The following is a 20,756-nucleotide window of genomic DNA, read 5'->3' as shown; positions in this document are numbered from 1 at the left end:
AGAGCAGGGCACCCGAGTCTCCTGGCCTGGGTTCCCTGCCTCTAAGGACCCTTTGCCACGTCGCCGGCGCGCACCGGCTCTGCCGCCCGTCGTATCGACGCCGCCGGCGGCTTCAGCTTTAAGCGTGATGGGTCTATCCTGGACCGCCACCGCCCGGGCCTCTCGTGACCCGGATTGCCGTCAGGAGGGGTGACGGCCGCAGATTGGAAGACGCCTCGACATTTTCAGCCCAGGACTGTTCGCAAGTCCTGACCCCCGTCAATTCAACCAAACTGAGAGACCAGCATGGCTGTGACCGAAAATACCTTGATCCTCGAAACCACCCAGGGCCCCGTGACCATCGAGATGCGTCCGGATCTCGCGCCGAACCATGTTGCGCGGATCAAGGAGCTCGTCCGTGAGGGCTTCTATGACGGGATCGTGTTCCACCGCGTGATCGACGGTTTCATGGCGCAGACCGGCTGTCCGCAGGGCTCCGGCATGGGCGGCTCCGGCAAGAAGCTGAAGGCCGAGTTCAACGCCGAGCCGCATGTCCGCGGCACCACCTCGATGGCCCGCGCCGCCAGCCCGGATTCCGGCGACAGCCAGTTCTTCATCTGCTTCGATGACGCGAGCTTCCTGAACAAGCAGTACACGGTCTGGGGCAAGGTCACCGAGGGCATGGAGAACGTCGACAAGATCAAGCGCGGCGAGCCGGTGCAGAACCCCGACAAGATCGTGAAGGCCTACATGGCCGCCGACGCGGCGTAATGCGAGACCCTCATGGTGAGGAGCGTGCGTAGCACGCGTCTCGAACCATGAGGCCGATAGTCGGGCCTTCATCCCTCGAGACGCGTGCTACGCACGCTCCTCAGGATGAGGGGCCGACGGTCGTTCCAGAACGACGATGCGCACCCACCTGTTCGACTTCCATCTTCCGCCTGAGAACATCGCGCTGCGCCCGGCGAGCCCGCGCGAGGCGGCGCGCATGCTCGTCGTGCAGGGCGACGGGGTGCTGCGCGACCGCACCGTCGCCGATCTGCCGGACTGGCTCGAGCCGGGTGATCAGCTCGTCGTCAACGACACCAGGGTGATCGCGGCGCAGCTCTCGGGCCGCCGCATCAGCCGTGACACCGAGGCGAAGATCGAGGCGACCTTGATCAAGCGGCTCGACGGCTCGCGCTGGCAGGCGCTGGTGCGGCCGGCCAAGAAGCTTGCGCCCGGCGACACGATCCGGTTCGGCAACGAAGGCAAGGTCTGCCTGCTCGGCCATCTCGACGCGACCGTCGAGGCCAAGGGGGAGGAGGGCGAGGTGACGCTGTCCTTCGTCTTTCATGGCCCGTCGCTCGACCAGGCGATCGCCGATCTCGGCCGCCCGCCGCTGCCGCCCTATATTGCCGGCAAGCGTCCCGCCGACGAGCAGGACACCCAGGACTACCAGACCATGTTCGCGGCCAAGGAGGGTGCGGTTGCCGCGCCCACCGCTGGCCTGCATTTCACGCCGGCACTGGAGCAGCGGCTGCGCGAGCGTGGCATCGGGCTGCAGCGCGTCACGCTGCATGTCGGCGCCGGCACCTTCCTGCCGGTCAAGGTCGAGGACACCGAAGGCCACCGCATGCATGCGGAGTGGGGGAGCCTCACGCCGGAGACGGCAACCGCGCTGAACGAGGCGCGCGCCAGGGGCGGCCGCATCGTCGCGGTCGGCACCACGTCGTTGCGGCTGCTGGAGAGCGCAGCCTTGCCCGACGGCACGATCGCGCCGTTCGAGCAGGAGACCTCGATCTTCATCACGCCCGGCTATCGTTTCCGCGCAGTCGACATCCTGATGACCAATTTCCATCTGCCGCGTTCGACGCTGTTCATGCTGGTCTCGGCCTTCGCCGGTCTCGAGACGATGCAGGCCGCCTACGCGCATGCGATCAGGAGTGGCTATCGGTTCTATTCCTACGGCGATGCATGTTTGTTGTTCCGCCAACAGGATGAGCGCATCGTCGAACCGTAGGGTGGGCAAAGGCGTGCGACGCGCTACGTCGTGGGGCACGGTCTTCGCGCGCCGTGCCCACCGTCCGCACCCACCGGCGCCGATGGTGGGCACGCGCCGCCTAACGGCGCCGCTTTGCCCACCCTACATTTTCACAGCTCGCCCTGGGCAATTCGCGCCACACTCTCCGCCGTCATTCCCCGCGAAGGCGGGGAATCCAGTACGCCGCGGCGGCTCGGCAGATAACAGGTATTGGTGAGTACTGGATCACCCGCTTTCGCGGGTGATGACATTGTTGGTGGAGATGCGGCTGGGCCGCCTTACGCCATCGCCCGCTCCGGCAGCAGCTCGGCGATCTGCACGGCATTCAGCGCGGCACCCTTGAGCAGCTGGTCGGCGGCGACGAACATCGCGATGGAGTGACCGCTCGGATCCGACAGGTCCTTCCGGATACGGCCGACCAGCACGTCGTCCTGGCCCGACGCATCGACCGGCATTGGGAAGTAGTTCTTCGCGCGGTCGTCGACGACGCGGACGCCCGGCGCGGTCGCGAGGATGCGGCGGACTTCGTCTTCCGAGATCGGCCTCTCGCATTCGAAGGTGATGGCCTCGCAATGGGCGCGCAGCACCGGCACGCGCACGCAGGTGACGCCGATGGCGATCCCTTCGTCCTCGAAGATCTTGTGGGTCTCGTTGATGACCTTGGTCTCTTCGTCGTTGTAGCCGGTGTCGGGATCGATGGCGGTGTTGTGGCTGAACAGGTTGAAGGCGAACGGATGCGGCATCACCTTCGGCGCATAGACCTGGCCGTTGAGGCTCGCCCGGGTCGACTGCACCAGCTCGTCCATCGCCGCCGCACCGGCGCCGCTGGCGGCCTGGTAGGTCGAGATGATGACGCGCTTGATGCGGTTCTTCTGGTGGATCGGCCACAGCGGCACCAGCGCCGTGATCGCCGCGCAGTTCGGGTTGGCGATGATGCCCTTGTGGTCGCGGATGCGGCGGGCGTTGATCTCCGGGATCACCAGCGGCACGTTCGGGTCCATTCGGAACGCGGAGGAGTTGTCGACCACGACGGCGCCTGAGCGGACGGCAATCGGCGCAAACTTCTTCGAGATGCCGCTGCCGGCCGAGAACAGCGCGATGTCGACGCCCTCGAACGAGCGCTCGGTCAGCTCCTCGATCACGATGGTCTGGCCGCGGAAGGTCAGGGTCTGGCCCGCCGAGCGAGCGCTCGCCAGCGCCTTGAGCCGGCCGACCGGGACGTTGCGGCGGTCCAGGGTGGCGATGAACTCGGCGCCAACGGCGCCGGTCACGCCGACGATGGCAATGGTGGGATCGGTCTTCACGTCTCTGTCTCCGGTTGGAATTTGGGCATAAAAAAAGCCCCGGACCTTCATCAGGCGGGGCTTCGGTTCGAAGATGTCGCGGTCGAGTTCGATTACGCGCGCACGCCTCCCGAGGCCCTCGAGGGCTTGGTGGTTTTCGTCGTGCGTTTGGTCAAGGTCGACATGGTGTCGGACCATAGGGGCGGTCGGAACCGCCGTCAACTTCTGTCGTCGGCCAACCTGCGCCGATCGCGGTTGAATCGGGACCCGTCCTGACGCAATAAGCCTGCCATGAGCTCCTCCGAAGGCGACCTTCCCAACCATTTCGAACTGCTCGGCACGGATGGCGCGGCCCGCACCGGCCGGTTGACGACGCCGCATGGCGTGGTCCGGACCCCGGCCTTCATGCCGGTCGGCACCGCCGGCGCGATGAAGGGCGTCCATTGGCGCGATGTGCGCGACGCCGGCGCCGACATCGTGCTCGGCAACACCTATCATTTGATGCTGCGCCCCGGCGCCGAGCGCATCGCCGCCCTTGGCGGCCTGCAGCGCTTCACCGGCTGGGGTGGTCCGATGCTGACCGACTCCGGCGGCTTCCAGGTCATGTCGCTGTCGGCCCTGCGCAAGGTGACGGAGCAGGCGGTGACGTTCCGCTCGCATATCGACGGTGCCAGGATCGAGCTGTCACCGGAGCGCGCGGTCGAGGTGCAGCGCCTGCTCAACTCCGACATCGCGATGCAGCTCGACGAATGCGTGCGGCTGCCGGCCGGGCCTGACGACATCGAACGCGCGATGCTTTTGTCGCTGCGCTGGGCCGAGCGCTGCCGCCGGGCCTTCGAGACCGCGCCTGCGGGCTACATGCTGTTCGGCATCGTCCAGGGCGGCGATGTCCCCGACCTGCGTGTGGCGAGCGCGCGGGCACTGGTCGATATCGGCTTTCATGGTTACGCGATCGGCGGCCTCGCCGTCGGCGAGCCCCAGGCCGTGATGCTGCAGATGATCGAGGCCACCGCGCCGGTGCTGCCGGCGAACCGTCCGCGCTATCTGATGGGCGTCGGTACGCCCGATGATCTGCTGGAGTCGGTGAAACGCGGCATCGACATGTTCGACTGCGTGCTGCCGACCCGCAACGGCCGCCATGGCGTCGCCTATACCCGCTTCGGACCGGTGAACCTGCGCAATGCGCGCCATGTCGACGATGCCCGGCCGCTGGATGAGGAAAGCCCGTGGCCGCCGGCGCGCAGCTATGCACGCGCCTATCTGCATCATCTCATCAAGGCCGGCGAAGCGCTCGGTGCGACGCTGCTGTCGGAAATCAACATCGCCTATTTTCAGCAGCTGATGGCCGGGATGCGCGAGGCCATCGCGCACGGGCGCTTCTCGGAATTCTATGAGCGCACCAAGGCGGATTGGGCGCGCGGCGACATCGCCGCGCACGTGAGCTGACCGCTCACTACGATGCAAATGGCGCAACCGACCGATGTCGTCGGCTCACTGATGCGATGCATCTGAGCTGCAATCTGAATAGATCCGCACCCGGAATTGAGGCGGCTGCGGCAGGTCGTGGAACCCTTCGGCAGCGCCGCCGTTCAGTTGCAGGTGATCTTGGTTCTCAAGGTGTGTTTGGTGACAAAGCCGTAGCCACAGGTGTCGCAGGTCCACAGATAACTGATCGCATTGTCGGCCAGATACGCCGATGCCTCCGCAGCAATCATGGAGTCGGCGCAGACCGGGCATGTCGGCAAATCGCAGCCACGGGGATCCGGGCGGGGGGATGCGGTCGACATGAGATCAGCGAGTGCTGACATAGGGACCTCCTGGACGATCTCTTTGTTTGGCGTTCTCTGTTTGAATGGCGTCTACGGTCAACGAGTCCAATTTCAACGAGCGACTTCCGACGGGAAGGAAGTCTGTCACACAAAGAGTTTGTCTGTTGGTCGATTCTTATCTTTCGAATTTTCTCTTTCGCATTTTCTGTTCTGCGAACGCCATCTCGTGGCGTTCGAGCATTCCGCTTGTATCATTCTGATGATGACATCTTGCTGACGCCAGCTACAGCTCGTCCGAAGCTGCAATCGGATCGCAGTCTCCACCGAGACTGCATCGTGAATCTCTATCCGACTGAAGTCTAACCTACACCCAATTCATTGACCTTGTCGCAACACAAATGCGTAGGTTTTTCGCAATTTAACGACGACTTGTTGTGCGCCGCGATGACGATGCGATCGCGTAAACGTGCTTGCGCAGCGCAACAGGCTCGCTGAAGATAGTCAGGAACATTGTCGACGTCGCGCCGAAGTGCGCAAGGAGTGATCTGATGGAGTCGTCAGCTGCGATACAGCGTCCCGGGCGCGGGAGGGTATTTGATTCAATTGTGGACGCCTTTGGCAATACGCCGATTGTGCGGTTGCGAAAGCTGCCCGAGCAGCAGGGCGTCAAGGCCACCATCCTGGCCAAATTGGAATACTTCAACCCGGCGGCGAGCGTGAAGGATCGTATCGGCGTCGGCATGATCCTGGCGATGGAGCAGGCCGGGGTCATCAAGCCGGATACCGTGCTGATCGAGCCGACCTCCGGTAACACCGGCATCGCGCTGGCCTTCGTCGCGGCGGCGCGCGGCTACAAGCTCAAGCTGGTGATGCCGGAATCGATGTCGGTGGAGCGGCGCAAGATGCTGGCCTTTCTCGGGGCGGAGATCGTGCTGACGCCGGCCGGGCAGGGCATGAAGGGCGCCATCGCCACCGCCGAGGAACTGTTGCGCACCACGCCCAATTCGGTGATGCCGCAGCAGTTCAAGAATCTCGCCAATCCGGACATCCATCGCCGCACCACGGCCGAGGAGATCTGGAACGACACCGGCGGCAATATCGACGTGTTCGTTGCCGGCGTCGGCACCGGCGGCACCATCACCGGCGTCGGCCAGGTGTTGAAATCGCGCAAGCCTGGAATCCGGGTCGTCGCCGTGGAGCCCGAGGAGAGCCCGGTGCTATCAGGCGGCCAGCACTCGCCGCATAAGATCCAGGGCATCGGCGCCGGCTTCGTGCCGGACATCCTCGACCGCACAGTGATCGACGAGATCGTCAAGATCAACAGCACGACCGCGATCGAGACCTCGCGCGCGCTGGCGCGCAACGAGGGCATTCCGGGCGGCATCTCCTCGGGGGCGGCGATTGCCGCGGCGCTCGAGATCGGCAAGCGTCCGGAGAGCGCCGGCAAGACGATTCTGGCGATCGTGCCGTCGTTCTCGGAGCGCTATCTGTCCACCGCGCTGTTCGAGGGCATCTGACCATGGCCGACCAGCCGCGGCGTCCGCGCACGCTGGCCGACGCCCGTACCGAGGCCGAGGCTGCATTCAAGAAGGTCACGACCAAGCCGGTCGAGGCGCCGCCGAAGAAGGCTGCGATCCCCGGGGCGCGCGAGCAGGTGACGTTGCGGATCGATCAGGACGTGCTCGAGCACTTTCAGTCCGAAGGCCCGGGCTGGCAGGACCGCATCAACGCGGCCCTGCGTAAGGCCCTGGGGCTTTGATCGCAGCAAGGAACAGGGGGGGGCGTCGGATCGCCGCCGCCTCGACGTCCGCCCCGGACGCTCGTCGCGGCGGTGATCCGCGGTTAGCCGCTCAGCGGCGGAAGGCGCCGCCGAGCATCCCACCCATCATGCCGCCGATGAAGGCTGCACCGGCATCCGGACCGCCGCCGCGGTGATAGCCGCCGCCACCGCCGCCGCTGCGCTGGACCCGCCGGGCCGGGCGCTCGTCATCGCTCGCGCTGGACGTTGAAGCGGCCGGGACGATCTCGGTGAGCAGAGCCTTGTGCTGCAGTCTGGTGAGATAGCCGCTCGGCGGGTAGCCCCGCGCCGCCTGCCAGCGCTTGAGCACGGCGCGCGTCGGCTCGTCGAACCTGCCGCTGGGCCTGGTGTCGAAACCGAGCCCCGTGAGGCGGCGCTGCACGTCCCGCCGCAGGCCCTTGTCGAGCCCGATCTGGTCTTCGGTGACCTCAGTGCCCTGCTCGGTGAAGGTGGCGGGGTCGATGCCGGTGGTCAGGTTGCGCGTCGTCGTGGAGGGGCCGTTTTCGAGCGACGCCACCCGGGCCAGGGCCAGCGACCTGAATTGACCGTTGGGGTAGTTGGTCAGATAGGCCTTCAGCTCTTCGGACCTGTTGGAGTCCTTCACCGAGCGCCAGAATTCCAGCTCGACGTCGTTGGCAGGCGGGATCGCCGCGACGGTGATCGGGGCAGCGCTGGCCGCCGGTGCTCCGCCTGCGCCGGGGTTGAGATAGACGGCGCCGATCAGGTTGGTGTGGCCCCAGGGCAGCTGTCCCTTGGCGGTCTCCTCGTTCACCTGGGCGCGGACCTGCGTCATCGCCTGCTGGATCTCGAGGCCCGGCTGGGTGATGTGCGCGATCAGGGCCCGCGTGAACGGGCTGTTGGTGCCGGCTTCGCCGTCGAGCGCGGTCTGGCCCGGGCCGGTCGCGAATGCGATCAGGGTGCCTTCGCCGGATTTCATCTCGGCAAGGCCGGCCTGCACCGAGACGCTACGCGTCGACGCGCTCGACCTGATCTTGGCGGCGAACGGATTGTCGCGGCAGGCGTCGAGGAACACCAGCTTGACCTTGGCGTCGCCCAAGGTCTGGTCGAGCGTGACGTCGACATTGATGGCGGCGCCGAGCTTGGCGTCCATCTCGGACTTGATGTCGGCATCGATGGGCAGCAGGTAGTTGGTGCCGGAGATCGCGATGCCATGGCCGGCGTAGTAGAACAAGGCGACGTCGGCGCCCTGGCTGCGGCGGCCGAACTCGAGCAGCTTCTCAGTCATCTGCTCGCGGTTGAGATTGGTGCCCTCGACGACGTCGAACCCGACATTGCGCAGCGTGACCGCCATGGCCGCGGCGTCGACCGGCGGATTGGGGAGCTGGGCCACGTTCTTGTAGGCGCCGTTGCCGACGACGAAGGCCACCCGCCGGTCGGCCCTGGCGGTGTCGACCGCGAGCGCGGACCAGACGAGCGTCAATACCAGCACCGGAATGAGGCTGACCCGCCGCATCTGACATCCCCCTGTCGAACCTGTCGTCGAACCAGCCCTCGGCGAACACGATCGGCGACCGAAATCCGCCATCATGACTACACCAAAAAGCCGTGATTGGCCCAGGCCAAATCGGCGGTTGTGGGAGAGCCCGAGCGGGCAACAAAAAAGCCCGTGCCTTGCGGCACGGGCCATCACTTCAGATCGAAAGGACCGTCAGCGCCGGAGCGCGCCACCGAGGACACCCCCCATCATGCCGCCGATGAAGGCCGCGCCGGCAGCGTTGCCGGCATTGTCCTGCGGCGGCGGATTCCGGTAGACCGGCGCGCCCTGCGGTGGCGGGCCGCCTGCCGCGACGTTGCCCGCCGGCTTGGCGCGACGCGGTTTGGCCTCGTCGCCGACTGAGGCTGTCGCCGGCGCCGGCTGCGGCTCGGCCAGCAGCGCCTTGTGCTGCAGCTTGGTCAGGAAGCCGGTCGACGGATAGCCACGCGCCGCCTGCCAGCGCTTCATGACGCCACGGGTCTCGTCATCGAACACGCCGGTCATCTTGGTGTCGAAGCCGAGGCCGGTCAGCCGGCGCTGGACATCCCGGCGCTTGGTCTTGTCGAGGCCGATCTGATCCTCGCTGACCTGGCTGCCTTCCTCGGTGAAGGTCGCGGGATCGACGCCCTTGCCGACATTGCGCGTCGCGGTGTTAACGGCGCCGCTCTCGATCGAGGCGATGCGCGCCATCGCCAGCGACTTGAACTGCCCGTTCGGGTAGGTCGCGAGATAGGCGTTGAGCTCTTCCGGCTTGTTGGAATCCTTCACCGAGCGCCAGAACTCGAGCTCGGCCTCGGCCGCCGTCGGGCCAGCCGTGGCGGCGACCGGAGCGGCTCCGGCCACGGCGGGCGTTGCCACAGGAGCGGCCGACGGGTTCAGATAGACCGCGCCGATCAGGTTGGTGTGACCCCAGGGCAATTGGCCCTTGCTGGTCTCCTCGTTGACCTGGGCGCGGACCGAGGTCATGGCCTGCTGGATTTCCACGCCGGGCTGCGCGATGTGCGAGATCAGGGCGCGGGTGAACGGGCTGTTGGCGCCGGCATCGCCGTCGAGCGCCGTCTGGCCAGGACCGGTTGCGAACGCGATCAGCGTGCCTTCGCCCGACTTCATCTCGGCAAGCCCGGTCTGCACCGACACGCTGCGGGTCGCCGAGTTCGACTTGATCTTGGCGGCGAACGGATTGTCGCGGCAGGCGTCGAGGAACACGAGCTTGACCTTGGCATCGCCCATGGTCTGGTCGAGCGTCACGTCGATGTTGATCGCCGAGCCCAGCTTGACGTCCATCTCCGATTTCAGATCGGCATCGACGGGCAGCAGATAGTTGGTGCCGGCGATCGCGATGCCGTGGCCGGCGTAGTAGAACACCGCGATGTCGGCACCCTGTGCCTTGCGACCGAAGTCGAGCAGCTTCTCGGTCATCTTGTCGCGGGTGAGGTTGGTACCCTCGACGACGTCGAAGCCGACATTGCGCAGGGTCGCCGCCATGGCCTTGGCGTCGACCGGCGGGTTCGGCAATTGGGCCACGCTCTTATAAGCGCCGTTGCCGACGACGAACGCGACGCGGCGGTCGGCCTTTGCGGCTTCTGCCGTCAGCACCATGCAGAGCAGCGACAACGTGATGGTGAGAAAGCGCATCAGGAGATCCCCCAACGAATATTAGCGAAGCGATCGCTCCCGCATTTGTCGTCGGTCGAGCCGAAAAGTCTTGTTCCGATGCAAAAAATCACGCTTCTGCCACAAAGCAGATTGCGAGTGTTGCGCGAGACCAACGCCGATCGCGTGTATCTCCCCGATTCCGTGACGGACCTCACACTGTCGAAGTCAGTTCCCCGGCGAACTGCTCGCTACGGCCGGCTGGGCCTGAGGCGGTCGCAGGTTCAGGAGGTTACCCGCCAGAATCAGCGCCGCCCCGAGCACCGTGAAGCCATCGAGGCGTTCCGAATAGACCAGCCAGCCGACGGTGGCGGTCAGCGGGACGCGCAGGAAGTCCATCGGTATCACGATGGTGGCGTCGGCATAGAGCATCGCCCGGGCCATGCAGAAATGCGAGAAGGTCCCACATAGCGCGACCATCACGATCCAGCCCCAGCCGGTGGCCGACGGCCAGCTCCACCACACCAGGGTGGGAATGAGGCCGGCGACCGACTGCACCGCCAGCATCCAGAAGATGATCGACACGGTCGGCTCGGTACGCGTCAGGAACTTGACCAGCGCGATCGAGATCCCGAAGCCGACGGCGGCCGCGAGCGCAATGAGCTGTCCGGGATTGATCGTGCCGGTGTCGGGGCGAACGATCACGACGACGCCGATCAGGCCGAGGACGATGGCCGCGAGCTTGAAGAGGGTGATGCGCTCGCCGAGGAAGGTCGCTGCGAGCAGGGCGGTCCAGATCGGCATCGTGAACTCGATCGCCACCACTTGGCCGATCGGAATCAGGGTCAGCGCGAAGAACCAGCCGAGCTGGGCGCCGTAATGGATCAGGTTGCGTGCCGCGTGCTGCTTGAGCCTGCTGGTGCGGAGCGTTGGGAGGCCGCCGCTGAGCGCGATGACCGGCGACAGCATCACAAGGCCGATGAGGCAGCGCAGCTCCATCAGCTCGAACACGTTGAGCTCGCGCATGGCTTCGCGCCCGGCCACCGCCATCACCAGCATGAGGCTGAGCCAGCCGGTCATCCACAGCGCGGCCATCAGTTTCGAAGCGGGGCGATGCATGAGGCTGGAAATGCAGGGGCGGGGAGGTGCGAGAGCGGCTGTATCACCTCGCGTGAACAGCAATGCAAACGGATTCAACGGTGCAGTGCATCAAGGCGGCTGTAGGCGCGGCGGTTGCCTGCGCGTTGCGGCCGAGAAAAACAATGGAGTGTGTGGTCGTTTCGTCCTAAAGCGACCGCCGCGAAACAGCCAAGGGCAGCTTTGACACATGACCGAACGTGCCGCCTCAGCCGACTTCCTGACCGCCTTCGCCACCGGCTGGCCGGAGCGGGAGCCTCATCTCATGGTGCTGTCGCTGACCACCCAGAAGGGCGTCCAGGATTTTGCCATGACACGCGAGCAGGCGCTGCTGGTCGCCAAGACGATCAAGCGCACCGCAGCCCAGCTGGCCCCGGCGCCGGCCGCTGGCCCCGGCGCCAAGCGCGCCTGAGCGCCGTCACCGCGACAGCGAGATGTTGGCTGCGCGGAACTGGCTGTCGGCCCGGATCGAGACCGACTGCTTGTTGCCGCGGGTTGCCAGCGCGATGTTGGCGTTGAAACCGGCGGTGGCCGCCATCAATTGGAAGTTTCCACCACCGCCGCGCCCCTGCAGAACGCCGCTGACGCCACGGCTGGTCTCGGTCCAGGTGCCCGAAATCGCCGAGCCCTCGGCGACGACATCTGCCTCCAGGCCGAACTTGTAGGCATCGCTGGCGCAGGTCAGGACGAGGGTCATTCGTGGCCCGGACACACGGTAGCTTGCCCGGCAGCGGATGCGTTCGGTCGACCCGTCCTCAAGAGCCACGGTGCCGCCGCCGCCCCATGTCCCGGCCAAGCCGCTGAACGGGCCAGGATCCGCGTGCCCGGGCGCGGCCGTCAGGAGCGTCGACATCAAAACGGCGGCCAACGAGAGCCGCCGCTTGGAGGCGTCCGGACGCCGCCGTATTGGGTTACATGCGGGACGCCTGCCAGCGTCCGCTGCAGGGGATCCCTGCCGACGCTCCGTTCCACTTGCCCGACCCCGAATTGCCGCTGAGCTGTCCATTCGCGTATGCGCCGTTGATCGAGACCTTCACGAGGCCTTCGCGCCCGATCGAACCCGATACGTTGGCGCCGGCCGCAGAAATCTTACCGTCCGCGACGATCAGGGTCGAGCTTGCGGTGGGCTCGCAGCTGCCGCTGCTGGTGACGATCGTGACCTGCCACTGGCCATCATAGGGCGACTGGGCGAAAGCGGGGGCGGCTGCACTGCCTGCCAGGATCGACGCGACGAAAGCCATTCCAATGCGGTCGAGACGCATGAATCGATGTCCCTCAATGTCTGTGATGAGAAGCTTATTTGGAAGAAATGTGACGAAAGTTTGCCGCACTGCCGAAACGGAAATTAACCGAGCGAATTCAGCATATTAAGGATTAATGCAAAACCCGGCCCTGAGCCATTCCGGCGGCATTGTGAGCAAATTGCGCCTTCGCCCAGCAGGTGAGGCCCCCGTCGCCATATCTTGCTTTGGCAGGCGAAACCGTCGGCCGAGCAGGCCGCCGACGCCGATTGCGGCGGCATGGATGTGTCTGCAGCGGTCCGACCGTTTCGTGATCTCGGTTCAGTGCGGCCCGAGGCTGGGGGCCTTGGTCGCGAACTGCTCGTCCTGCGGCTTGGCTGGAATCGCACCGTTCGCCTTGGCTGATTCGACGACGTCGCCAAGCAGCTTGAGGCCGAGCGGCGCCAGTGCACGCTCCCACAATTCGCGCGCCGTCTCGCCCTTCTTGACGAAGCACCAATCCTGGGCGGCGATCGCGCCTGCGTCCATCCGCTCGGCCAGATGATAGACGGTGCCGCCGGCGACCGGATCGCCCTCTTTGATGGTCCATTCCACGGCCGCCAGGCCGCGATGCCGCGGCAGCAGCGACGGATGGTAGCCGATGCCGCCCAGCCGAGCGGTGGCGACCGCCTCCTGGGTGACGCGGGCATGGCTATGGGCCGTGACGATCAGGTCCGTCCCGGGAGCGATATCGCTGGCGGGCACCACTTTCGGATCGGCCTGGACCACGACATCGATCCCGGCCGCCCGCGCCGCAGCGGCAAGCCGGTCCTCGCCGTCATGCACGACCACGCGCGCGATCTCGATGCCTCTCTCGCGCAGCATGTTCAGTGTGGCCACACCGAAATGGCGGGAGCCGACGAGGGTGATACGCATGTCAGGGATCTTCCACGGTTGGGGCGGGGCCGGGAGCCGGTCAGGCAGGCTCCGCAGCGGACGAAATCGGGTCAAACCAAGCCTTCGGGTCAAACCAAGCCTTGGCGTCCAGGTCAAGCGCCCACTACGGTTTCATCACAAGCCCGGGCCGGCGCGGCCGTTTGGAAGCTGGCCAAGTCGCCTGCCAAGTCGTCTGCCAAATCCTCCGGTCCCGAGAGAACAGATGTCGCCTCGGACCTCCGTTCGGCCGGATGAGGACGCCTCACGGCTCGGCGCCCGAATGCCCGTGACGCCACGGCAACGCCATCGCCTTGTTCCCGGTCAGCAACAACATGAAACGGTTCATGCAGCACGGCTCGAGGCGGTCGTGCGTTCGTCGTCCCGCTGCTGGCCCAGCCGGCAGCAGCACTCGCACACGACGGCCAAGACGGCTGGCTGATACCGATCGAACTAATGGACCGAACTATCAGTCGTCCCGACCGGGCCGTCCGATCGCGAGCGTTGTCATTGGCCCCCGGCGAAGTGATTTGACCGATCTACGAACAAGGCGAGGCCGGGTTCAACTCACATTTCATCAATGCAACTTTTGATTGTGTAATCAGCTGTCGTCTGCGTACTAAAACTGACGGGTCTGCATATGATGAAGATAATTTCTTAAAGGCCGTAGAGCACAATATGTAAGCCGCACCGCCGCGCGGCCGGATAGCCGGGTGCCGCGCCTGTCACCGATCCCTGGGCAACAGCACCCGGTTATTTGCGGCCGGTCATTTCGTTTCGGCCGGCGGCGGCGGGTCGTCGATGCCGAGCGCCGCGCAGAGCGGACCGAGATGCTTCTCGTAGCGGCGCCAGCTTCCGATCGAACGGCGATAGATGGGCTCGCGCACCTGCATCAGGCTCGCGGTGCGCACCATGCGCTCGGTGCGATGGAAGTCGAGGCAGGCGTCCTCCCAGTCGAGGCCACAATGCGCGAGGACTCGGCGCGAGACGCCCTCGAGATCATCGACCAGATCCTCGTACTGAACGTCCATGAGGATGCCGGGCGGCAGCACCTGGTGCCAGTGCTCCATCACGCTCTCATAGCCCCTGTAGTAGTGGCCGAGCTCGGTGAGGTCGTAGGCGAATGGCTGGGACCCGGTGAACAGCAGCTGATAGCATGAGATGCAATTGTCGAGCGGGTCGCGGCGCGTGTTGATGATCCGGGCGCGCGGGAACGCCGCATGGATCAATCCGACGAACAGGAAGTTCAGCGGCATCTTGTCGACGATGTGCTCGGCTTCCGGCGCCAGCACCCGGACGCGGGCGGTGTACTCCTGCCCGAGCTTCGTCATCTCCTCGGGCGGCAGCATCATGATGAGATCCGGGTAGGCCGGAACCACCTTCTGCCGGTTGGCGCATTCGCCGACCAGCTCCTTGAAGGTCTCCAGTTCGCCGGCGCCGAAGACCTTCGAGTGGCTCGCCAGCACCTGCTCCATCAGCGTGGTTCCGGAACGCGGCATTCCGACGATGAAGATGGGCGCCCAGGAGTCGTCACCGTGCCCCACGACCTTGCGGAAGAATTCGGGCGTGAAGCGGTCGGCGACGTTCCGCATCATGCCGAGCCGCTGCTCGGAATCGTAGTCGAAGGTCTTGCGCTTGAGCGCGTTGGCCTTTTGCAGATGCGAAAAGGCGGCGTCGTAGTCCTTCAGGTCGGACCGCGCCTTGCCCATCGCGAAATGAGCGGCGATCTGCTTCTCCTGATCGAGCTGATCGACACGTTCGAGCAACTGCTCCAGGCTCGGCAGCCGGCTGTCGTCCGGCTTGAACTTCGACATGTTCGCGAGATTGAGATGAATCGGCGCATCGTCGGGAGCCAGTTCGAGCGCCTTCTGGAACGCGGCCGTCGCCTCCTCGAAGCGCCCGAGCGCCTGGTAGGCAACGCCGAGATTGTTGTACGAGCCGAAGCGATGCGGCTTGATCTTGATGGCGAGCAGGTTCTGCTCGATGGATTCTTCCAGGCGGTTGAGCTCGAGAAACGCGTTGCCGAGATTGCCATAGGCGTCGGCGTAGTCGGGCCGGCTCGCGATCGCCCGCTTGTAGTGCTCGATCGCGCGCTCGCGATGGCCCTGGCGCAACAGAACGTTGGCGATGTTGTTGTGGGTCTCGGCATGCTCCGGGCTGAAGTCGAGGACCTTGAGGTAGCACCTCGCCGCCTCGATGTCCTTGCCGGCCGCATAGAGCAGGTTGCCGAGGGCGAAATGCGCGTCGAGGTGCTGCGGCCTGTTGTCGATCGCGCGCCTGAGCAGGGCCATCGACTCCTCGATCCGCCCCTGGTTCTGCCGGACCATGGCGAAAGCATAGAGGATGCCGGGATGGCTCGGCGCCAGCGAGAGCGCCGTCTCGTAGTGCTGCTCGGCCGCCTCGTAGCGCCCGGCGGAGGCCTCGACCGCGCCAATGCTGCCATGCGCCTCGGCGGATGTGTCGTTCACCGCCACCGCGCGCTGGAAATAGTCCTTGGCCTCGTCGAGCCGGTTGGCGGTGGTACAGATCACGCCGAGGCCGACGAGGGCGTCGAAATTGGCCGGCTGTCCGGCAAGGATCAGCTGGAAGATCTGCTCGGCATCGCTGATTTCGCCGCGGCTCTGCAGCTTCTTGGCGACGGCGACCACGCCGTCCGCCAGCGTTTGAAGTGACGCAAGCCGCGTGGCCTCGAACGGGCGCGAGTCCGTCGTGGGCGTGACCACCGGCGGGGCGACGTTCGTGGACTGGGGTTGCGTCACTCCCGCCACCGCTTCGGCAATCATCGGCCGCAGCGCCTCGGTGCCGAGCGCATCGAGCAGCGGCTTCAGCCGGTCGCCATACATGCGCCAGCGGCCGACCGATCCGGCGAAGAGCGGCTTTCGGACCTGCACCAGGCTTGCGGTGTTCACCGGGCGCTCGTTTTCGTGAAACGCCAGGCAGGCGTTGTCCCAATCGAGCCCGCAATGCGCGACGATCTTGCGCGCGTTCGGCTCGAAATGGCGCACCACGTCCTCATACGCCACTTCCAGCATGACGCCGTCCGGCAGCACCGCGCGCCAATGGCTCATCAGCCGCTCATAGGCCCGGTAGTAGCGGCCGAGCTCGGCGAGGTCGTAGGCAAAGGGCTGCGGCTCGGCGAACAGCTGGGTGTAGCAGGACAGGCAGGTGTCGACCGGATTGCGCCGGACGTGAATGATCCGCGCATTCGGCAGCGCGAGATGGATCAGCCCCGCGAACAGGAAGTTCGACGGCATCTTGTCGACGATGCGCTTCGCGTCCGCCGGAAGGTCCGTGAACCGTTCGAGGTAGGCGCGCGCGAGAACGGCGAAGTCGGCATCGGAGAGCTTGGCGAGCATCTCCGGAAAATCGCCGCGGGCGCGATCGGTGAAGAGCGCGGCGGCCGCGGCAAAGTAGTTGACCTCGCCGGCACCATGCATGGCGGGATGACTGGCCAGGATCTGCTCGACCAGGCTGGTCCCGGACCGCGGCATTCCGATCACGAAGACCGGGGCTTGCGACGGATCGCCGTAACCGGCGCGCGCCTGCAGCGTGTCCTTGGAGAAAACGGTGCGAATGCGCTCGATCTGGCGCAACGTCTGGTTCTCGTCGTAATTGATGCGGCGGCGTTCGAGCCCATTGCCGGCATTCAGGTGCACCAGGGATCGTTCGCCGTCCTTGATGTCGGCATAGGCGCGACCGAGGGTGAAGTGCAGCGCGATGCGCGCATCCTCGCTGAGCGTCTCCGAGCTCGTGGCAAGCTCCTGAAGCGGCGCCCAGCGCGCATCGTCGGCCGAGAACGGCTTGACCACACCGTAGTTGAGATGAACGCCGACATTACGCGGATTGACCGCCAGCGCGGATTCATAGGCGCGCGCGGCCTCGTCGAGCCGGCCCAGGATCATCAGCACGCCGGCGAGATGGTTCATCGTCGTCAAGTCGCGCGGATCATGGACGAGGGCCGCGCGATAGCTCGCGATCGCCTGCTCGAACCGCTTGATGTCGCGCAATGCATCGCCGCGGTTGCGGTGGGCGGCGGCATAGTCGGAGCGTCGGCGTACCGCTTCGTCGTAATGCGCGAGCGCCTCGTCGTGCCTGCCGCGGGAGTGCAGCGCATTGGCGAGATTGTTGTGGGCCTCCGGGAAATCCGGCCGCTCGGCGATGGCACGCTCATAGTGGAAGATCGCGGCCGGCCAGCTCTTCATCTCCAGATGCAGATTGCCGAGATTGTAGTGCGCCTCGGCCAGATGAGGGCTCAGGGCAAGGGCCTGCTGATAGGTGCGGATGGCGGCGTCGAGTTGGCCACTGGCTTGCTGGCAGCCGCCGATGTTGAGCAGCACGACCGGCGCGTTGGGCTGGATCTGGAGCGCGCGATAATAATGGGCGATGGCCTCGGAGTGCCGCCCGAGCATACGGCAGGCGTCGCCCAGGCTTGCCGCGGCTGCGGCGAACTCCGGACGCGCGGCAAGCGCGGCTTCATGATGCGCGAGCGCGCGCTCATGCTGCGCGAGACGCTGCAAGGCAAAGCCGAGCGCCTGATGGGCATCGGCATCATCCGGACGGGCGGCGAGCACCAGCTCCAAGTGCCGCACCGCGCTGGCCGGATCTCCGAGGCTGGTGAGCGCGCTGCCGAGCAGAAGACGGGCTTCGGTCGAGGACTCGTCGAGCGCGACGGCGCGCTGCAGATGCGTGCTTGCCTTGGTGAGATCGCCCAGGCCTGCGAAGGTCTTGCCGAGCGACAAATGCAGGTCTGCGGCCTCGCCAGCTTGTTCTGCGGCCTGGTCCAGCAGCGTGCGGGCTTCGTGCGCGTCGCCAAGCTGCAGGCGGACCATCGCCAGGCTGCAGAGGGTGCGGAAATGTCCCGGCTGAAGCGCCAGCACCTTCCGATAGGCCTGTTCAGCAATCCGCAGCGCGCGCTCGTCGAGCGCGGCCGGAAGCGGCCCGCCGGGAGCGGTCGACGCGGAGACGAGTCGGGGACGGAAGGCGAAGGCAGGCTCGTTCATGATGACAACTTGCTGATGTTCGACCGAAGCCGTTGTCCGGGCGGATTGAAGCGAAACGGAGGCTTGTGCGAGGCCGATCGCAATCGGTCGTCTAGAAACGTTCGAGTGTCAGCGCATGCGGCTCGTCGCGCGACGCGTGCGTCCGTCACGTCAGGAGCAGGCTCAGGGGATAGCGAGCTTGGTTGTCCCGTCCGACCAGAACGCGATGAGGCCGGCGCAGACCCTTGTGGGTCTGCACCGGCCGGTGTTGCTCGTCGTGATGGAGGCGTCAGCCCCACATGTGATGCATCGCGTGGTGGTGGGACATGTCCGGGCCACTCGTGGCTGCCGCCGCCGTCGCGGCCGCAGCCGCAGCTGCGGTGTGGTGGCTGCTCTGATGGCTGTGGTGGCCGCCGCAGTGATGGGTGTTGGTGGTGTGGTTGTTGCCGGTATTGTTGCCGCCGGTCGTGCCACCGCCCGCCGTTCCACCACCGGTCGTACCGCCACCCGTGGTGCCGCCGCCCGTCGTGCCGCCTCCGGTGGTGCCTCCACCGGTCGTGCCTCCGCCCGTGGTTCCTCCACCTGTCGTACCGCCGCCGGCCATGCCGCCGCCCGGCGTGGTCGTGCTCGCCGGCGTGCCGCCGGTGCCGTTGGCGATGTTCGGGTTGGCGCCGGCCGGTGCACCCGTGCCCATCGCGATGCCATTGACGGACGTCGCGGTCACGAAGGAGGTCGCCGAACCTACGTAGCTCGCGCCGCCGATGGCCATGTTGTTGCCACCGATGTCACCGGCGTTGCCGATGAAGTTGGCGGCGGCCGCCTGCAGCATGGCGTTGTCGGTGGCAAGCGCGGCACCGGTGTCGCCGTTCAAGATGCCTTGCAACGCCTTCGTGGCCATGGCCGAGTCGGACTGCAGCGCGCCCGCGGCGAGTTCGTTGTCGAAGCGGCCTTGGAAGACCGCGCCTTGCGCGTTGTTGAACTGCACACCGAAGTTCTGATAGTTGGCGATCTGGGTGATGAGATCCTGGGTCGCCGTCGCGGTCCCGTTCGCGACCGCAACGAGCTTGGCGCCCATCGTATTCGCTTCGGCCAGGAACGAGGCCCAGAAGTTGGTCTGCACCTGGTTGTCCTGGAACTTGGTGACGGTGCCGGTCAGGCCGCCCGGCATTTCCGAGAAGCCGCCGCCGTGACCCGGCATGCCGGTGCCGCCGGCCGCCTTGTTGAGCACCTCGTCATTCTGGAACACATCGATCATGTCCAGGATGTTGTCGGCGGTGCCGCGCAGGGCGGTCGGGCTCGCATTGGCCTCTGCAGCGTCGTACTTGTTCAACTGCAGTCCGATCTGGCCGAGGATGGTCTGCAAGTGCAAGGTCGTCGTCTGCGCGGCCACCGCGGTCTGACCCGCTTCGAGCGCGGCGAGCTTGGCCGGATCGGCGAGCAGCGCCTGCAGGCCCTGCTGCACGGCTGTGAAGTCGGCCGTGATCTGTCCGAGATTGTTGGCACTGATGCCGCCGAGCGCGAGGTCGGCTGCGGCGTTGAACACCTGGCCGATCGCCATGAGGTCGCCGCCGGTCGCGGTCGCGAGGTTGGCGGTGCTGTCGTTGCCGGCGGGAAGCGCCTGGAAGGCCACGTCTTGAGCGCCGGTGTTGGCGAGGAAGGTGAAGTTGGTCAGCGCCGACGACAGATGCGCGTCACCCTGGATCTGCTGCAGGATCATCGCCTGCACGTTGTGGATCGTCTGGTCGGCTTCGGCGAGCGTCGCCGGATTGGCCGTGTTGGGCGCCGCGTTGATGAGCGTTGTCAGTTCGCCCTGGACCTGCGTCAGCACCGCCGTGTCGGTCGCGTTCAGCGTGAACGCTTTGCCTCCGAGCGTCACCTGCGCGGGATTGGCCAGCATCGCCGCGATGTCGTTCTGCACCGCATGCAGGTCGGTCGTGTAGCTGGTGAGGAACGGGTTGGAGTTGCCGCTGTTCTGCGGCGTCGAGAACAGACCGGTCGTGATACGCGTAGCGTCGTTGAAGACGACGCCGGCCTGCACGAGGTCGGTCGACAGGTTGAGCGCCGAGGCGCGCACGAGCAGGTTGGACGTGCCATTCGCCAGCGCCGTCGGGTTGAAGGTATTGGCTGCCATTAGATCATCTCCCCAAGTTTCAACCCGGCGTCTGCTGCTTGGCGTATCGGCAGCACGCGGGCGTTGATCGGGCTACAGCACCTCGCTCACCCCATCGCGGAGCGGGCGAAATGTCGCAGCCTCAGAGCACTTGGGAATTATTTGCTCTAATGGGGCCAAAAGAAGCGCCGTGGAGTCCTCAAATATGATGTTGTGCGGGCACGCGATCAGTGTCGCACCCGGGCCACGGCCGCTTATGGAAACATTCTAACTCTTTGATTTTAGTCGTGGCATCCATGCAACATCCATTGTGGGGGAAGCCGATGCGCACGGTCCAGACAAGAAGTTGCCCTGATCTTGCGATCGTTCCCTGTGCTCTCGCTGGAATGGTTCCAAGGAGAGCCGACTCGTTCGGCGAGGAATGGATCGTGCATCTC

Annotated in this window: 16 protein-coding genes; 6 read left to right on the top strand and 10 right to left on the bottom strand. The window is 65.7% G+C overall.

What is annotated here, in order from left to right:
• Window positions 1–285 precede the first annotated feature (285 nt).
• Both S58_RS19650 and queA read left to right on the top strand, forming a co-directional pair.
• Entirely contained in the window at window positions 286–750 is a 465-nt protein-coding gene (locus S58_RS19650; RefSeq protein ID WP_015667111.1) for a peptidylprolyl isomerase, read from the top strand.
• Between the two features lie 136 nt (window positions 751–886).
• Window positions 887–1,981, top strand: coding sequence for a tRNA preQ1(34) S-adenosylmethionine ribosyltransferase-isomerase QueA (gene queA / locus S58_RS19645; protein WP_015667110.1), 1,095 nt, complete (start codon window positions 887–889; stop codon window positions 1,979–1,981).
• Window positions 1,982–2,280: 299 nt separating this feature from the next.
• On the opposite strand, the gene S58_RS19640 is transcribed toward queA, so the two are convergent.
• The gene (locus tag S58_RS19640; RefSeq protein ID WP_042339934.1) at window positions 2,281–3,357 is read right to left on the bottom strand and encodes an aspartate-semialdehyde dehydrogenase; all 1,077 of its coding nucleotides are present in this window, start codon (window positions 3,355–3,357) and stop codon (window positions 2,281–2,283) included.
• Between the two features lie 219 nt (window positions 3,358–3,576).
• Between S58_RS19640 and tgt the strand changes: the two genes are divergently transcribed.
• A complete protein-coding gene (gene tgt / locus S58_RS19630; protein WP_015667108.1) occupies window positions 3,577–4,731 on the top strand; it encodes a tRNA guanosine(34) transglycosylase Tgt in 1,155 nt (384 codons plus the stop codon).
• Between the two features lie 143 nt (window positions 4,732–4,874).
• Here tgt and S58_RS19625 read toward each other — a convergent pair whose 3' ends face one another.
• Window positions 4,875–5,093, bottom strand: a complete 219-nt coding sequence (locus tag S58_RS19625; RefSeq protein ID WP_015667107.1) for a hypothetical protein — start codon at window positions 5,091–5,093, stop codon at window positions 4,875–4,877.
• Between the two features lie 509 nt (window positions 5,094–5,602).
• Here S58_RS19625 and cysK point away from each other — a divergent pair.
• Both cysK and S58_RS19615 read left to right on the top strand, forming a co-directional pair.
• On the top strand, window positions 5,603–6,571 hold the full coding sequence (gene cysK / locus S58_RS19620) for a cysteine synthase A (RefSeq protein WP_042339932.1): 969 nt from the start codon (window positions 5,603–5,605) through the stop codon (window positions 6,569–6,571).
• Between the two features lie 2 nt (window positions 6,572–6,573).
• Window positions 6,574–6,813 (top strand): BrnA antitoxin family protein, encoded by a 240-nt coding sequence (locus tag S58_RS19615; protein WP_015667105.1) that lies wholly within the window; start codon window positions 6,574–6,576, stop codon window positions 6,811–6,813.
• Window positions 6,814–6,904: 91 nt separating this feature from the next.
• On the opposite strand, the gene S58_RS19610 is transcribed toward S58_RS19615, so the two are convergent.
• The 3 genes from S58_RS19610 to S58_RS19600 all read right to left on the bottom strand — a co-directional run bounded on the left by S58_RS19610 (window position 6,905) and on the right by S58_RS19600 (window position 11,059).
• Window positions 6,905–8,326: a caspase family protein gene (locus S58_RS19610; protein ID WP_015667104.1), complete on the bottom strand. Its 1,422-nt coding sequence runs from the start codon at window positions 8,324–8,326 to the stop codon at window positions 6,905–6,907.
• Between the two features lie 195 nt (window positions 8,327–8,521).
• Window positions 8,522–9,982 carry a caspase family protein gene (locus tag S58_RS19605; protein ID WP_015667103.1) on the bottom strand — a complete coding sequence of 487 codons (1,461 nt, stop codon included), beginning with the start codon at window positions 9,980–9,982 and terminating at the stop codon, window positions 8,522–8,524.
• A 186-nt stretch (window positions 9,983–10,168) separates the two neighbouring features.
• Window positions 10,169–11,059, bottom strand: a complete 891-nt coding sequence (locus S58_RS19600; RefSeq protein ID WP_042339929.1) for a DMT family transporter — start codon at window positions 11,057–11,059, stop codon at window positions 10,169–10,171.
• A 208-nt stretch (window positions 11,060–11,267) separates the two neighbouring features.
• Between S58_RS19600 and S58_RS19595 the strand changes: the two genes are divergently transcribed.
• On the top strand, window positions 11,268–11,489 hold the full coding sequence (locus S58_RS19595; RefSeq protein ID WP_015667101.1) for a hypothetical protein: 222 nt from the start codon (window positions 11,268–11,270) through the stop codon (window positions 11,487–11,489).
• Between the two features lie 6 nt (window positions 11,490–11,495).
• Here S58_RS19595 and S58_RS19590 read toward each other — a convergent pair whose 3' ends face one another.
• The 5 genes from S58_RS19590 to S58_RS38795 form a co-directional block, all read right to left on the bottom strand.
• Window positions 11,496–11,930 (bottom strand): hypothetical protein, encoded by a 435-nt coding sequence (locus S58_RS19590; RefSeq protein WP_015667100.1) that lies wholly within the window; start codon window positions 11,928–11,930, stop codon window positions 11,496–11,498.
• Between the two features lie 58 nt (window positions 11,931–11,988).
• Complete coding sequence (locus S58_RS19585) at window positions 11,989–12,339, bottom strand: hypothetical protein (RefSeq protein WP_015667099.1); 351 nt, start codon at window positions 12,337–12,339, stop codon at window positions 11,989–11,991.
• Between the two features lie 300 nt (window positions 12,340–12,639).
• Entirely contained in the window at window positions 12,640–13,233 is a 594-nt protein-coding gene (locus S58_RS19580; RefSeq protein WP_015667098.1) for a formyltransferase family protein, read from the bottom strand.
• Window positions 13,234–13,997: 764 nt separating this feature from the next.
• On the bottom strand, window positions 13,998–18,230 hold the full coding sequence (locus tag S58_RS19575) for a sulfotransferase (RefSeq protein WP_015667097.1): 4,233 nt from the start codon (window positions 18,228–18,230) through the stop codon (window positions 13,998–14,000).
• A gap of 268 nt (window positions 18,231–18,498) precedes the next feature.
• On the bottom strand, window positions 18,499–20,340 hold the full coding sequence (locus tag S58_RS38795) for a hypothetical protein (protein ID WP_015667096.1): 1,842 nt from the start codon (window positions 20,338–20,340) through the stop codon (window positions 18,499–18,501).
• Window positions 20,341–20,756 lie beyond the last annotated feature (416 nt).

It is taken from the genome of Bradyrhizobium oligotrophicum S58 (genome assembly GCF_000344805.1).
GTDB classification, from domain to species: Bacteria; Pseudomonadota; Alphaproteobacteria; order Rhizobiales; family Xanthobacteraceae; genus Bradyrhizobium; species Bradyrhizobium oligotrophicum.
This window is presented reverse-complemented; position numbering and strand designations above follow the sequence as displayed.

Excerpts from the sequence above, each read along its gene's own strand:
- S58_RS19580 (WP_015667098.1), bottom strand. The coding sequence starts at position 13,233 with ATGCGTATCACCCTCGTCGGCTCCCGCCATTTCGGTGTGGCCACACTG.
- tgt (WP_015667108.1), top strand. The coding sequence starts at position 3,577 with ATGAGCTCCTCCGAAGGCGACCTTCCCAACCATTTCGAACTGCTCGGC.
- S58_RS19585 (WP_015667099.1), bottom strand. The coding sequence starts at position 12,339 with ATGCGTCTCGACCGCATTGGAATGGCTTTCGTCGCGTCGATCCTGGCA.
- queA (WP_015667110.1), top strand. The coding sequence starts at position 887 with ATGCGCACCCACCTGTTCGACTTCCATCTTCCGCCTGAGAACATCGCG.
- cysK (WP_042339932.1), top strand. The coding sequence starts at position 5,603 with ATGGAGTCGTCAGCTGCGATACAGCGTCCCGGGCGCGGGAGGGTATTT.
- S58_RS19640 (WP_042339934.1), bottom strand. The coding sequence starts at position 3,357 with ATGAAGGTCCGGGGCTTTTTTTATGCCCAAATTCCAACCGGAGACAGA.
- S58_RS19600 (WP_042339929.1), bottom strand. The coding sequence starts at position 11,059 with ATGCATCGCCCCGCTTCGAAACTGATGGCCGCGCTGTGGATGACCGGC.
- S58_RS19590 (WP_015667100.1), bottom strand. The coding sequence starts at position 11,930 with ATGTCGACGCTCCTGACGGCCGCGCCCGGGCACGCGGATCCTGGCCCG.
- S58_RS19625 (WP_015667107.1), bottom strand. The coding sequence starts at position 5,093 with ATGTCAGCACTCGCTGATCTCATGTCGACCGCATCCCCCCGCCCGGAT.
- S58_RS38795 (WP_015667096.1), bottom strand. The coding sequence starts at position 20,340 with ATGGCAGCCAATACCTTCAACCCGACGGCGCTGGCGAATGGCACGTCC.
- S58_RS19595 (WP_015667101.1), top strand. The coding sequence starts at position 11,268 with ATGACCGAACGTGCCGCCTCAGCCGACTTCCTGACCGCCTTCGCCACC.
- S58_RS19575 (WP_015667097.1), bottom strand. The coding sequence starts at position 18,230 with ATGAACGAGCCTGCCTTCGCCTTCCGTCCCCGACTCGTCTCCGCGTCG.
- S58_RS19650 (WP_015667111.1), top strand. The coding sequence starts at position 286 with ATGGCTGTGACCGAAAATACCTTGATCCTCGAAACCACCCAGGGCCCC.
- S58_RS19610 (WP_015667104.1), bottom strand. The coding sequence starts at position 8,326 with ATGCGGCGGGTCAGCCTCATTCCGGTGCTGGTATTGACGCTCGTCTGG.
- S58_RS19605 (WP_015667103.1), bottom strand. The coding sequence starts at position 9,982 with ATGCGCTTTCTCACCATCACGTTGTCGCTGCTCTGCATGGTGCTGACG.
- S58_RS19615 (WP_015667105.1), top strand. The coding sequence starts at position 6,574 with ATGGCCGACCAGCCGCGGCGTCCGCGCACGCTGGCCGACGCCCGTACC.